The sequence below is a fragment of the Variovorax sp. R-27 genome (assembly GCF_049913215.1).
Classification (GTDB): Bacteria; Pseudomonadota; Gammaproteobacteria; order Burkholderiales; family Burkholderiaceae_C; genus Variovorax.
In genome coordinates this window covers 2,659,523-2,672,231 of record NZ_CP183984.1, presented here as the reverse complement: position 1 = coordinate 2,672,231, position 12,709 = coordinate 2,659,523, and the positions used below count along the sequence as shown (strand labels likewise).

General features: G+C 67.7%; 11 protein-coding genes. All 11 read left to right on the top strand.

Features of this window, described 5'->3' with window-relative positions:
• Positions 1 to 31: 31 nt before the first annotated feature.
• The gene (locus ACN9MV_RS12400) at positions 32 to 1,672 is read left to right on the top strand and encodes a methyl-accepting chemotaxis protein (RefSeq protein ID WP_093052707.1); all 1,641 of its coding nucleotides are present in this window, start codon (positions 32 to 34) and stop codon (positions 1,670 to 1,672) included.
• A gap of 83 nt (positions 1,673 to 1,755) precedes the next feature.
• Positions 1,756 to 2,589, top strand: a complete 834-nt coding sequence (locus ACN9MV_RS12395; RefSeq protein WP_093052709.1) for an alpha/beta hydrolase — start codon at positions 1,756 to 1,758, stop codon at positions 2,587 to 2,589.
• 57 nt (positions 2,590 to 2,646) lie between these two features.
• Positions 2,647 to 3,033 carry a hypothetical protein gene (locus ACN9MV_RS12390; protein WP_426392453.1) on the top strand — a complete coding sequence of 129 codons (387 nt, stop codon included), beginning with the start codon at positions 2,647 to 2,649 and terminating at the stop codon, positions 3,031 to 3,033.
• Positions 3,034 to 3,109: 76 nt separating this feature from the next.
• Complete coding sequence (locus ACN9MV_RS12385; RefSeq protein ID WP_426392451.1) at positions 3,110 to 4,342, top strand: TolC family protein; 1,233 nt, start codon at positions 3,110 to 3,112, stop codon at positions 4,340 to 4,342.
• Positions 4,339 to 5,838, top strand: coding sequence for an efflux RND transporter periplasmic adaptor subunit (locus ACN9MV_RS12380; RefSeq protein ID WP_307614416.1), 1,500 nt, complete (start codon positions 4,339 to 4,341; stop codon positions 5,836 to 5,838). Before ACN9MV_RS12385 ends, ACN9MV_RS12380 begins: the two co-directional genes overlap by 4 nt.
• A complete protein-coding gene (locus ACN9MV_RS12375; protein ID WP_426392449.1) occupies positions 5,835 to 9,011 on the top strand; it encodes an efflux RND transporter permease subunit in 3,177 nt (1,058 codons plus the stop codon). The genes ACN9MV_RS12380 and ACN9MV_RS12375 overlap by 4 nt, the downstream gene beginning before the upstream one ends.
• Positions 9,008 to 9,352, top strand: coding sequence for a copper-binding protein (locus tag ACN9MV_RS12370; protein WP_307614414.1), 345 nt, complete (start codon positions 9,008 to 9,010; stop codon positions 9,350 to 9,352). The genes ACN9MV_RS12375 and ACN9MV_RS12370 overlap by 4 nt, the downstream gene beginning before the upstream one ends.
• Before the next feature lie 52 nt (positions 9,353 to 9,404).
• On the top strand, positions 9,405 to 10,625 hold the full coding sequence (locus tag ACN9MV_RS12365) for a helix-turn-helix domain-containing protein (protein WP_426392448.1): 1,221 nt from the start codon (positions 9,405 to 9,407) through the stop codon (positions 10,623 to 10,625).
• A gap of 46 nt (positions 10,626 to 10,671) precedes the next feature.
• The gene (locus ACN9MV_RS12360) at positions 10,672 to 11,358 is read left to right on the top strand and encodes a DUF6923 family protein (protein ID WP_093052723.1); all 687 of its coding nucleotides are present in this window, start codon (positions 10,672 to 10,674) and stop codon (positions 11,356 to 11,358) included.
• A 1-nt stretch (position 11,359) separates the two neighbouring features.
• Complete coding sequence (locus ACN9MV_RS12355; RefSeq protein ID WP_426392446.1) at positions 11,360 to 12,127, top strand: DUF899 domain-containing protein; 768 nt, start codon at positions 11,360 to 11,362, stop codon at positions 12,125 to 12,127.
• A gap of 13 nt (positions 12,128 to 12,140) precedes the next feature.
• Positions 12,141 to 12,698: a hypothetical protein gene (locus ACN9MV_RS12350; RefSeq protein WP_426392444.1), complete on the top strand. Its 558-nt coding sequence runs from the start codon at positions 12,141 to 12,143 to the stop codon at positions 12,696 to 12,698.
• Positions 12,699 to 12,709 lie beyond the last annotated feature (11 nt).

Here is a 12,709-nt window from a genome sequence, read left to right as displayed (position 1 = left end):
CAGCCATTCCCCTGGATTCCGGAGTCCGAATATGTTTCTGAGCAACGTTTCAATTGGCAAGCGCCTGGCCATCGTGCTGGGCGCCATCCTGGCGCTCTTTCTCGCCACCAGCGTCGCCGCGGTGTGGAAGCTGCAGCAGCTCAGCCAGGAGATCGACGCCATGATCGAGGACAACGTCAAGACCGAGCGCGCCGGCTCCGACTGGCTGCGCCACACCACGTCGGGCGTGCAGCGGGCGGCGGCCATTGCCAAGAGCAGCGACGCCAGCCTGATCGACTACTTCGCGCCGGCCACGGCCAAGTCGATCAAGGACACCAACGAGCTGCAGAAGTTCATCGAAGGCAAGCTGGTCAAGCCCGAGGAGCGTGAACTGCTCGAGAAGGTCGGCAACCTGCGAAAGGCCTACCTCGCCTCGCGCGAGGAAGTCAGCAAGTTCAAGCTGAAGGGCGACCTCGAAGGCGCCAACCGCATCTTCGACTCCCAGTTCCAGCCCACCTCGGTCAGCTACATCGCGGGCGTGCAGCAAGTGGTGGACATGCAGCGCGAGCAGCTCGATGCCGCCGCCGCCCGCGCCAACAATCTGCGCGCACAGACCAGCACGCTGCTGATCGTGTGTTCCGCCGTGAGCCTGGTGCTCGGCACCCTGCTGGCCTGGCTGCTGGCACGCAGCATCACGCGCCCGCTGCGAAGCGCCGAAACCATCGCGCAGTCGATCGCCGAGATGGACCTCACGGGCGCAGTCCAGCCAAGCTACGCCAAGGACGAAACCGGGCACCTGCTGCGCGCTCTCGACCAGATGCGCACCGCCTTGCAGGGCTCGCTGACGCAGGTGCATGGCGTGGTGATGAATGTATCCACGGCCAGCTCGCAGATCGCCACGGGCAACCAGGACCTGTCGTCGCGCACCGAAGAACAGGCCAGCTCGCTGGAGCAGACGGCGGCCTCCCTTGAGGAGCTCACCTCCACCGTGAAGCAGAACGCGGACAACGCACGCCAGGCCAACCAGCTGGCCACCTCCGCCTCTGAAGTGGCAGTCAAGGGCGGCAGCGTCGTGTTCCAGGTGGTGGAGACGATGGGCTCGATCAATGCGTCGTCGAAGAAGATCGTGGACATCATCAGCGTGATCGACGGCATCGCGTTCCAGACCAACATCCTGGCGCTCAATGCGGCCGTCGAGGCGGCGCGCGCGGGCGACCAGGGGCGTGGCTTCGCTGTGGTCGCCTCCGAAGTGCGCAGCCTGGCGCAGCGCTCGGCCGCGGCGGCCAAGGAAATCAAGACGCTGATCGGCGACTCCGTCGACAAGGTCGAGGAAGGCAGCCGGCAGGTGGCCGATGCCGGCCGCACCATGGAAGAGATCGTCGGCAGCGTGAAGCGCGTGACGGACATCATGGGCGAGATCAGCGCAGCGAGCCAGGAGCAGACCTCGGGCATCGAGCAGATCAACCAGGCCGTCACGCAGATGGACCAGGCGACGCAGCAGAACGCGGCGCTGGTCGAAGAGGCCTCGGCTGCAGCCCAATCGCTGCAGGAGCAGGCGGGCAGCCTGTCGCGGATCGTCGGCAGGTTCAAGCTGGAGCGGCAGCACACTGCTGCGGCATCCGCGACCACGTCGTTGAGCACCTACGCACCCAACGCGCCACGCGCCTACCAGGAGCTGATCGCGTCCCACTAGGCGGAAGAAGCCGACAAAGGCCCTGCACGGAGGAATGAGGCGAAACTAGGCGCCACGTATCAGTCTTTCCTCCGGAGCCTACCTTGTCATCCAAAGTCTCCCGCATTGCCCTGTCGGCCTCGGCTGCCGCCATTGGCAGCATCGCGGCGTACTGGACCCTGCTTGCCACGCGCCAGGGGCACATCCTCTTCAACGCCCGCAAACTGCCCGTCGTCCATCTGTCGGACGACTTCTCCACGTACTCCCACACCGTGCCGGGCGGCATGGTCCGCGGGTATGTCTATCACCCCCAGGGTGAAGACTCGCTGCGGGACCTGTTCGTCTACTTCGCCGGCCGCGGCGAAGACGTGCGCGCCACCGCGCAGATGCTGCACTGGCTGCCCGAGGGCTTCGGCTTTGCCGCGCTCAACTACCGCGGGGTGGCCGACTCGCAGGGGCGCCCTTCCGAGATCGCATCCGTCGAAGACGCGAGCCAGTTCGCCAACCATCTGCGCCGCGCCTTTCCGCATGCACGCCTGCACGTGGTCGGCCGCAGCCTGGGGACTGGCGTAGCCATCCAGCTCGTGGCGCGACAAGACTTCGAGAGCCTGCAACTCGTCACCCCCTACGACTCGATGCTGGAAGTAGCGAAGAAGCGCTTCCCGCTCGTGCCGCTGTCGCTGCTGCTGCGGCACCAGTTCAACTCGCTGGAGCACTGCAAAGAGGTCGCCGCGAAAACCCAGGTGCTGCTGGCCGAGCACGACGACGTCGTGCTTCCCGAGCGCTCGCAAAAACTCATCGCCGCATGGCCCACCCCGGTCAGCGTGCAGACGGTTCCCGCGTCGAACCATCACAGCATCATGGGCCTGGAAGAAACCTGGCTCTATCTCGTCGACTTTGCGTTGACGGCGGTCATTCCCGAGCCGAAGGCGGCGTGATCAGCCCGGCCCCGTCGGTCATTGAACTTCGAACGCCGGAGATACACTAAACCCGCCATGCTCAGCCGCCGCCAGCTCCCCCGCTGCCTGACCACGTTCCTCGTGGTCCTGTCGCTGCTGTTCTCGCAGCTGGCGCTTGCAGGCTACGTTTGCCCAGGTGCGCCGGATGCGGGTTCCATGTCCGAAATGATGGCTTCGGGCGAACCCTGCGAAGGCATGGACATGGCCCAACCGGTGCTGTGCTTCCAGCATGCCGCCGACATGTCGCTGTCCTTCGAGCCAGTGAAATTGACCACCCCTTCGCTGCCCGCCATCGTGCAGGTCGTGGTCATACCCTTGGTGCTGGTGTCCGAAGGCCACGCCCTTCCGCAGCAGGCCGTGCCGGAGCGGCAACATCCGCCGCCCGACCCCGTCTTCCTCGCCACACGCAGACTTCGCGTCTGAAATCTCCGTCGACTGACCGGTGCTGGTGCGGCTCGTCCGCTTGCCAGCGATTACCTCGTTCGTCTGCGGAGTTTTCATGTTCATCCCCTTCCCACGCGCGGCCGCATTGGCCGTTGCGTTGCTGCCGTACCTTGCGACGGCGGCCCCCCTGTCTCTTGAGGCAGCGCTTCAGCTTGCAGCCTGGCGCTCCGAAACCACCCGCGCCGCCCGTGCCGGTGCATCGAGTGCCACGGAGGCGGTGCAAGCCGCCGCCCAGCTTCCCGACCCCACGCTGCGCATCGGCGTCGACAACCTGCCCGCGACCGGGCCGGACCGCTTTCACACAACCCGTGACTCGATGACGATGAAGCGCATCGGCATCAGCCAGGAATGGCTGTCCGCCGACAAGCGCGCCGCGCGGCAGGCCGCCGCCGATGCCGCGGTCGGCCGGGAGACCGTGCAGGTGCAAGCCGCTGCCGCCGACACCCGCCGGCAGACGGCGCTCGCGTACGTGGACGCCTTCTACGCCGGCGAGAGCCTGAAGCTCGCCAGGCTCATGGAGCACCATGCGCATGAAGAGCTGGAAGCATCGCGCGCACGCCTGTCCTCGGCCGCGGGGAACAGCCAGGACGTGCTGGCACTGGCCGGTGCAAGAGGCATCTCTGAAGACGAGACGGCAGACATCCTGCAGCAGCAAGGCGCCGCTGGCGTCGCTTTCCAACGATGGGTCGGCGTACCTCCCGACGAGTTGCTGCCTCCGGGCGCCATCGCCGTGCCGCCCGAAGAGGCTTACGTAGCAGCGCACCCCACGGTCGCGGCAATGCAGCGCGACGTCGATGTGGCAAGGCAGACGGCAGCCGTCACCGCGTCAAACCGCAAGCCCAACTGGACCTGGGAGCTCGCCTACGGCCAGCGCACCGGCTATTCAGACATGGTGTCGGTGAGCGTGAGCATCCCGCTACCCGTTGCTCCCGGCGAAAGGCAAGACCGGGACACCGCTGCCAAGCTGGCGCTGGTCGGGAAAGCCGAAGCCGATCTGGCTGAAGCGACCCGAGCCGCAACCGCCGAATACCGGTCGCTGCGCAGCGACGCGCAACGCCTGGAGCAGCGCATCGACCGCTATCGCTCCGGTGTCGTCGTTCCTGCCAGTCAAAGAACAGCCGCCGCGACCGCGGCCTACCAGTCCAACCAGGGCAGCCTCGTCGCCCTGTTCGAGGCGCGACATGCCGAAGTCGAAGCACAGCGCAAGCTGCTGACGCTGCAGCGCGACCTTGCCAGAACCCAAGTCCAACTGGCCTTCCGGCCGCTCACTGCCGAGGTGGTGCAATGAATCGAACACGCATGATCGGCGCCTCGCTGCTGGCCGCCCTGTTGCTCGCAGCGAGCGCCTTCTACCTCGGCCGCAAGACAGCCCAGCCCACGGACACGTCGATGGCCGCGCCGGTCCCCACATCCACAGCCGACGGCCGCAAGGTTCTCTACTGGCACGATCCCATGGTTCCGGGCCCGCGCTTCGACAAGCCCGGCAAGTCGCCCTTCATGGACATGCAACTGGTGCCCATGTACGCAGACAGCGCAACGGGCGCGACCAATGAAGGCGGCGTACAGGTGAACTCCACGGTCCAGCAGAACCTCGGCATCCGGTATGCCAGCGTGCGGCGCGCAGAAACCTCCGCGTCCTTCGACGCAGTCGGCACCGTGCAGTTCGACGAGCGGCTCAATGTCGTCGTGCAGACACGCGTCGCCGGCTACATCGAACGCCTGTCGGTCCGCGCGCCCATGGAACGCGTGCGCAAGGGCCAGGCGCTGGCGACAGTCTTCGCGCCGGAGTGGCTCGGACCGCAGAACGAGCTGCTTGCCCTGAAGCGATCGGGCGTTGCCCCCGATCTCGTCGCAGCTGCGCGCGAGCGCATGCGGGCCATGTCCATCCCCGCCGAGCTCATCCGACGCAGCGAAGAAACCGGCACGGCACAGGCGCGCTACGTGCTCACCGCACCGTCCGACGGCGTGGTGGCTGAGTTGGGCGTCCGCGAAGGCGTCGCGGTCACGCCCGGCATGACGCTGTTTCGCATCGCAGGCCTGGAGAAGGTCTGGGCGGTGGCCGAGATTCCGGAAGCGCAGGCAGTGCGTCTAGCGCGCGGCCAGAAGGTCAAGGCCGTCCTTCAGGCTGACGCGGCCCTGTCTTTCGATGGAATGCTCGACGAGATACTTCCCGAGATCAGCACCTCGACCCGCACCCTGAAGGCCCGCTTCGAGGTCGACAACAGAAACGGAAAGCTGACGCCCGGCATGCTGCTGCGTCTGCAGGTGGCCGGCCCCGCCAGCACCCGCCTGATCGTGCCATCCGAGGCCGTCATCCGCACCGGCAAGCGCGCTGTCGTCATCGTGCGCAAGGCCGACGGCGCATTCGAGCCGCGCGACGTGTCGCTGGGCACGGACTTGGGCGACGACACCGAAGTCGTTTCGGGCCTGCGCGAAGGCGATCAGGTTGTCGCCAGCGGCCAGTTCCTGATCGACTCCGAGGCCCGACTGCGTTCCGTGCTGGGCAACATGGCCTCTTCGCCTGCAACTGCCCCACCGGCCACGGTGCTTCACAAGGCTGAGGGCAAGGTCGAAAGCGTGGCGCCTGGCGATATCACCATCTCGCACGGCCCCGTCGCAACGCTCAAGTGGCCGTCGATGACGATGGGTTTCGCCAAGGCATCGCCGAACGCTTTCCCGGAAATCAAGCCTGGCGATCAGGTCCGCTTCGAGTTCAAGGAAGGCGGCCCGACAGGCTACGAGCTGGTCTCCGTGCAGCGCATGCAACAGGGCGCCAAGCAATGATCGCCGCCCTGATCCGCTGGTCGGTCGGCAACCGCTTCCTGGTGCTGATCGCGACCCTGTTCCTGGTGGCCGCGGGCTGGTGGTCCGTCGCCCGCACGCCGCTCGACGCGCTGCCCGACCTCTCGGACACGCAGGTCATCATCCGCACGCCCTTTCCCGGCAAGGCGCCCCAGGTGGTCGAAGACCTCGTCACGTATCCGCTGACCACCACGATGCTCAGCGTGCCCGGCGCCAAGACGGTGCGCGGCTACTCGTTCTTCGGCGATTCGTTCGTCTACGTGCTGTTCGACGACAAGACCGATCCGTACTGGGCGCGCTCGCGCGTCGTCGAATACCTGAACCAGGTGCAAAGCAGGCTCCCCGCGGGCGCCAATGCGTCGCTGGGCCCTGATGCAACAGGCGTGGGCTGGGTCTACGAGTACGCGCTGGTCGACCGTACGGGCAAGCGCGACATCGGGCAACTGCGCGCGCTGAACGACTGGTTCCTCAAGTTCGAGCTCAAGACCGTGCCCGACGTGGCCGAGGTCGCGAGCATCGGCGGCATGGTGCGCCAGTACCAGGTGGTGCTCGACCCCAACCGCATGCGCGCACTGGGCATTACGCAACAGGCGGTGGTGGAGGCCTTGCAGAAGGCCAACCAGGCATCGGGCGGCTCGGTCATCGAATTCGCGGAGGCCGAATACATGGTGCGTTCGCGCGGCTACCTGCGCTCGCTCGACGACTTCCGCACTATCCCGCTTTCCGTGACGGGCGCCACGCCGGTGCTGTTGCGCGACGTGGCGACGGTGCAGATCGGCCCCGAAATGCGTCGCGGCATCGCGGAGCTGGACGGCGAAGGCGAAGTGGCTGGCGGCGTGATCGTCATGCGCTCGGGCAAGAACGCGCGCTCGACCATCGAGGCCGTCAAGGCGAAGCTCGAAACGCTCAAGCCCAGCCTGCCGCCGGGAGTCGAGATCGTGGCTACCTACGACCGCTCGCTGCTGATCGACCGCGCCGTGGAGAACCTGCGCGGCAAGCTGATCGAAGAGTTCATCGTGGTGGCGCTGGTCTGCGCGGTCTTCCTGTTCCACCTGCGCTCGGCGCTGGTGGCGGTGGTGGCGCTACCGATTGGCGTGCTGGCGGCGTTCGTCGTCATGCACTGGCAAGGCGTCAACGCCAACATCATGTCGCTGGGCGGCATCGCAATTGCCATCGGCGCGATGGTCGACGGCGCCATCGTGATGGTCGAGAACGTGCACAAGCACGTCGAGGCTTTCGAGACGGCGCAGGGCCGCCAGCCTACGGTGGTGGAACGATGGCACCTCGTCGCCGATGCGTCGGTAGAGGTCGGGCCCGCACTGTTCTTCTCGCTGCTGGTGATCACGCTGTCCTTCGTGCCCGTGTTCTCGCTCGAGGCGCAGGAGGGGCGGCTGTTCTCGCCGCTGGCCTTCACCAAGACCTACGCCATGGCGGCCGCGGCGGGCCTGTCGGTCACGCTGATTCCGGTACTCATGGGCTACCTGGTGCGCGGGCGCATTCCGCACGAAGGCGCCAACCCCGTGAATCGCTTCCTGATGGCGGTGTACCGGCCCGCGCTGGAGCTGGTGCTGCGCTTTCCCAAGGGAACGCTCGCCGTTGCCGCAGTGCTGCTGGCACTGACCGCGGTGCCGCTGATGCGGCTGGGCGGCGAGTTCATGCCGCCGCTGGACGAAGGCGACCTGCTCTACATGCCCTCCGCGCTGCCGGGGCTGTCGGTGTCGAAGGCCTCCGAGCTGCTTCAGCAGACCGACCGTTTGATCAAGACCGTGCCCGAAGTCGCGCGCGTGTTCGGCAAGGCCGGCCGCGCGGACACCGCGACCGACCCCGCGCCGCTCGAGATGTTCGAGACCACCATCCAGTTCAAGCCGAAGGCGCAATGGCGCACCGGCATGACGCCGGACAAGCTGGTCGAAGAACTGGACCGCGCCGTCAAAGTGCCGGGCCTGACCAACGTGTGGGTGCCGCCCATCCGCAACCGCATCGACATGCTGGCCACAGGCATCAAGAGCCCGGTCGGCATCAAGATCGCAGGGGCAGACCTGGCCACCATCGATTCGCTCACCACGCAGATCGAGGCGGCGGTCAAGGGCGTTCCCGGCGTGTCGTCGGCGCTGGCGGAGCGGCTCACCGGCGGGCGCTATATCGACGTCGATGTCGACCGGCTCGCGGCGACGCGCCACGGGCTCTCGGTGGCGAACGTGCAAGCCGTGGTGTCCACGGCCATCGGCGGCGAGAACGTCGGCGAAGTCATCCAGGGCCGCGAGCGCTATCCCATCAACGTGCGCTACCCACGCGAGATCCGCGATTCGCTGGAGCGACTGCGGCAGTTGCCCTTCGTGACCGACAAGGGCGCGACGTTACTGCTGGGCGACGTTGCGAAGATCGCCATCGAAGACGGCCCGCCGATGCTGCGCAGCGAGAACGCACGGCTCTCGGGCTGGGTCTACGTCGACGTGCGCGGCCGCGACCTGCGCTCCGCCGTCAACGACATGCAGGCCGCGGTCGACAAGGCCGTGAAGATGCCAGCCGGCTACGCGGTGTCGTGGTCCGGCCAGTTCGAGTACCTGGAGCGTGCAACCGAGCGGCTGAAGCTGGTCGTCCCGGTCACGCTCGCAGTCATCTTCGTTCTGCTGTACCTGCTGTTCAGGTCGTTCGCCGATGCGGCCCTGGTAATGGCGGCCGTGCCGTTCTCGCTCATCGGCGGCTTCTGGCTGATCTGGGCGCTGGGCCATTCGATCTCGGTCGCGACGGCGGTGGGCTTCATCGCGCTGGCCGGCGTGGCGGCAGAGTTCGGCGTGGTGATGCTGGTCTACCTGAAGAACGCGCTGGCACGGCGCCTCGACGCAGGAGAGCCGATGAACGACGAAACCCTGCTGGCCGCGATCCGCGAAGGTGCCGTACTGCGCGTGCGCCCCAAGGCCATGACCGTGGCCGTCGTGATGGCCGGTCTGCTGCCCATCCTGTGGGGCAGCGGCACCGGCTCGGAGGTGATGACCCGCATTGCCGCGCCCATGGTGAGCGGCATGGTCACCGCGCCGCTGCTGAGCATGCTCGTTGTTCCTGCTGCCTGGTATCTGCTGCGTCGACGCGGCCAAGTTGCGCGTAACCGTTTGTCTGCCGTTTCCACTCACCCCACCGAAGGAGCTATTCAATGAAAGTCTTGCATCCCGTCACGTTCGCCCTGCTCCTCGCATCCGCTGCGGCTCAGGCCCAGATGTCGAAGGACGACATGTCGTCCATGAAGATGCCGCCGTCCAATCAGCAGGCGGCCGGCATGCTGACCGACGCAGTCGTCCAGAAGATCGATCAGGCCGGTGGCGTGATCGTGCTAAAGCACGGTGACATTCCCAACCTTGCCATGCCGGCCATGACCATGGGCTTCGACGTGGCCGACAAGAAGATGCTCACCCAGGTCAAAGCGGGCGACAAGGTCAGGTTTCATGTGGAGGTCGTCAAGGGAAAGCCGACCGTGACGCATATCGAGGCCGCGCGCTAGGGCCACAAGCCGTCGAAAAGAAGGCGTCAGCACACCAAGGTAACCTGTCGCCATGGACTCCCTGATCGCCGCCTCCGCCCGCGCCCTGGCCGCTGGCGATGCGCTAGGTGCCCTCAAGCGGGTCGCCCTGCGCGACGACCCGCCTGCGCTGGCCTTGCGCGGCATCGCCATGGCCCAGCTCGGCGAGCACCCGCGCGCACGCGAACTCCTGCGGCGCGCCGCACGCGACTTCGGCGCGCATGAAGTGCTGTCGCGCGCCCGCTGCATCGTGGCCGAGGCCGAGGTGGCGTTGGCGATGCGCGACCTTGGCGGCTCGCCGCGCACGCTGACGGCTGCGGCAGCCACGCTGGAGGCGCGCGACGATCACGCCAACGCGCTGCAGGCACGGCTGATCGCCGCGCGCCGGCTCCTGCTGCTGGGGCGCCTCGCCGACGCCGCAGCCGCGCTGGAGCGCCTCGATGCGCGCGGCTTGCCGCCGTCGCTGGCGGCGGTGGCCGAGCTGAGCGCGGCCGAACTGGCGCTGCGTTCGCTGCGCATCGGCCCGGCGCAGGCAGCGCTGGCCCGTGCGCACGAAGCGGCCGTGCGTGCGCGCGTGCCGGCTCTGCTCGCCGAGGTGGCGGAGGCGCGCGCTGCCTTCGAGCGCCCCGCCGCGCGGCGCATCTTCGCGGGCGGCGAGCAGGCGCTGCGCCTCGACGAAGTCGCCGCGCTCCTGGCCTCCGACGCACTGGTGGTCGATGCCTGCCGCCGGGGCCTGGGCGCGGGCGACGCGTGGCAGCCGCTGGCGCGCCGTCCGATCCTGTTCACGCTCGCGCGCTCGCTGGCCGAGGCATGGCCCGGCGATGTCGATCGCGAAGCATTGATCGCATCCGCATTCCGCACCCGCCACCCCGACGAGACGCATCGCGCGCGCCTGCGTGTCGAAATCGGTCGCCTGCGCGCGCTCGTCACCACACTGGCGAGCATCGAGGCCACGCCGCGCGGCTTCGTGCTCAAGCCGCACGGCGAACGCACCGTCGCCCTGCTGGCGCCGCCCATCGACGGCGACCAGGCCTCGCTGGTGGCGCTGCTTTCCGACGGCGCGGCTTGGTCGACCTCGGCCCTGGCGCTGGCGCTCGGAGCCAGCCAGCGCACCGTGCAGCGCGCGCTGGTCGAGCTGGAGGCCGAAGGCCGGGTGCGCTCCATCGGCCAGACGCGGTCGCGCCGCTGGCTGTCGCCGCCGCTGGCGGGATTCACGACGATCTTGTTACTCCCCGCTGCGCTGCCGTTTGAATAGAGTTGTCTCCAGGCGCCGATCCGAGGCGTTTCACCAGGAGCCAATGATGAGCAGCAACAACAAGACGAGCAAGAGCAGACCCCAGCCCACCGTGCGGCCGGCCGAGATCGTGCGCGAGTACGGCCCCTTTGCCGACGCCACCCAGGTGGCGGGCGTGACCTACGACGGCCAGCGCGTCTGGGCCGCCACCGGCGCCAGGCTGGTGGCCTTCGACCCCGCCAGCGGCGAGACCACGCGCACGCTGGACACCGCCTGCGACGCCGGCACCGCCTTCGACGGCAAATACCTCTACCAGATCGCCGAGTCGCGCATCGACAAGATCGACCCGGCCACGGGCAAGGTGCTGGCGTCGATCCCCTCGCCCGGCCATGGCAACGACTCGGGCCTCACCTGGGCCGAAGGCAGCCTGTGGGTGGGACAGCACCGCGACCGCAAGATCCACCAGATCAACCCCGAGACCGGCGCCGTCGTGCGCACCATCGAGTCGAACCGCTTCGTCACTGGCGTGACCTGGGTCGACGGCGAGCTGTGGCACGGCACCTGGGAGGCTGAAGAAAGCGACATCCGCCGCATCGACCCGCAAAGCGGCGCCGTGCTCGAGCGGCTCGAAATGCCGCACGGCATCGGCGTCAGCGGACTCGAGTCCGACGGGGCCGATCTTTTCTATGCCGGCGGCGGCAAGAGCGGAAAGGTCCGCGCCGTGCGCCGTCCCCGCAACTCAACGGAGCATTGACATGACCGAAACCAATCACGCAGCAAACCACCCCGTCGTGTCCAGCGACCAATGGCTCGCCGAGCGCAAGGCACTGCTGGCGCGCGAGAAGGAGCTGATGCACCTGCACGACCAGATTGCCCGCGAGCGCCGTGCGCTGCCATGGGAACGTGTCGAGAAGAACTACGTCTTCGACACGCCCGAAGGCAAGCGCACGCTGGCCGAGCTGTTCGAGGGCCGCCGCCAGCTGATGGTGCAGCACTTCATGCTCGGCCCGGGGTGGGAGCAAGGCTGCCAGAGCTGCTCTTTCATGGCCGACCACACCGACGGCATGAACGTGCATCTGGCGCATCGCGACATCACGATGGTGGCCGTCTCGCGCGCACCGCTGGTCGAGATCGCGCGCTTTCGCGAGCGCATGGGCTGGCAGTTCAAGTGGGTGTCGGCGAACGGCAGCGACTTCAACCACGACTTCCACGTCAGCTTCACACCCGAGGAGCAGGCCACCGGCAAGGTCTACTACAACTACGCCGTGCAGCCCTTTCCCCAGGAAGAGGCGCCCGGCGTCAGCGTGTTCTACAAGGACGACGCGGGCGAGGTGTTCCACACCTACTCGACCTTCGGTCGCGGCGTGGAAGTGATGATGGGCGCCTACTACATGATGGACCTCACGCCCAAGGGCCGCGACGAGCGCGAGGTGCCCTACAAGATGGAGTGGGTGCGCCACCACGACCGCTACGAGCCGCAGGCAAAGGCGGCAGGCGATTCGTGCTGCTCGGCACACGGCTGAAGCGCGAAGCATCATGGCAAGCCTCTGGCCCTGGCTGGCGGTTGCGGGGATCGGCGCCCTTCACGGGCTGAACCCCGCCACCGGCTGGGCCTTCGCAGCCGCCTGGGGCGTGCGCTCGCACGACCGGTCGCAGGCGCTGCGGGCCCTGGTGCCGATCGCGGTCGGGCACGCCGCATCGGTCGCACTGGTTGCCGCTGCTGTGGCGCTGGGCCTGTCGATGGATCGGATGGCGCTGCAGGTGCCGGCGGGCGGGCTGCTTGTCGCGGTCGTGGTGTACCACGTGTGGGGCCGCAGCTCGGGCAAGACGGCCGGGCATGCCGGGCTGGCGCTCTGGTCTTTCATGATGTCCACCGCGCACGGCGCCGGATTGATGCTGGTGCCGGCGCTGATTCCGCTGTGCATGGGCGACGCTCCGGCAGCCCGCGAGATCACCGCATCGGGCTCGCTGATGCTGGCGCTCGCGGCCGTCGGCGTTCACGCAGCGGCGGTGCTCGGCGTTACCGGCGTGATCGCCACCGGCGTGTGCCGCGGCTTCGACTTCAGGCGGAAGTCGCCTGCGGCGCCGCACTGAAGGCGATGCCC

Bases quoted from the DNA above. Each gene is read 5' to 3' on its own strand.
- ACN9MV_RS12400 (WP_093052707.1), top strand. From the start codon at position 32: ATGTTTCTGAGCAACGTTTCAATTGGCAAGCGCCTGGCCATCGTGCTG.
- ACN9MV_RS12390 (WP_426392453.1), top strand. From the start codon at position 2,647: ATGCTCAGCCGCCGCCAGCTCCCCCGCTGCCTGACCACGTTCCTCGTG.
- ACN9MV_RS12385 (WP_426392451.1), top strand. From the start codon at position 3,110: ATGTTCATCCCCTTCCCACGCGCGGCCGCATTGGCCGTTGCGTTGCTG.
- ACN9MV_RS12380 (WP_307614416.1), top strand. From the start codon at position 4,339: ATGAATCGAACACGCATGATCGGCGCCTCGCTGCTGGCCGCCCTGTTG.
- ACN9MV_RS12375 (WP_426392449.1), top strand. From the start codon at position 5,835: ATGATCGCCGCCCTGATCCGCTGGTCGGTCGGCAACCGCTTCCTGGTG.
- ACN9MV_RS12370 (WP_307614414.1), top strand. From the start codon at position 9,008: ATGAAAGTCTTGCATCCCGTCACGTTCGCCCTGCTCCTCGCATCCGCT.
- ACN9MV_RS12365 (WP_426392448.1), top strand. From the start codon at position 9,405: ATGGACTCCCTGATCGCCGCCTCCGCCCGCGCCCTGGCCGCTGGCGAT.
- ACN9MV_RS12360 (WP_093052723.1), top strand. From the start codon at position 10,672: ATGAGCAGCAACAACAAGACGAGCAAGAGCAGACCCCAGCCCACCGTG.
- ACN9MV_RS12355 (WP_426392446.1), top strand. From the start codon at position 11,360: ATGACCGAAACCAATCACGCAGCAAACCACCCCGTCGTGTCCAGCGAC.
- ACN9MV_RS12350 (WP_426392444.1), top strand. From the start codon at position 12,141: ATGGCAAGCCTCTGGCCCTGGCTGGCGGTTGCGGGGATCGGCGCCCTT.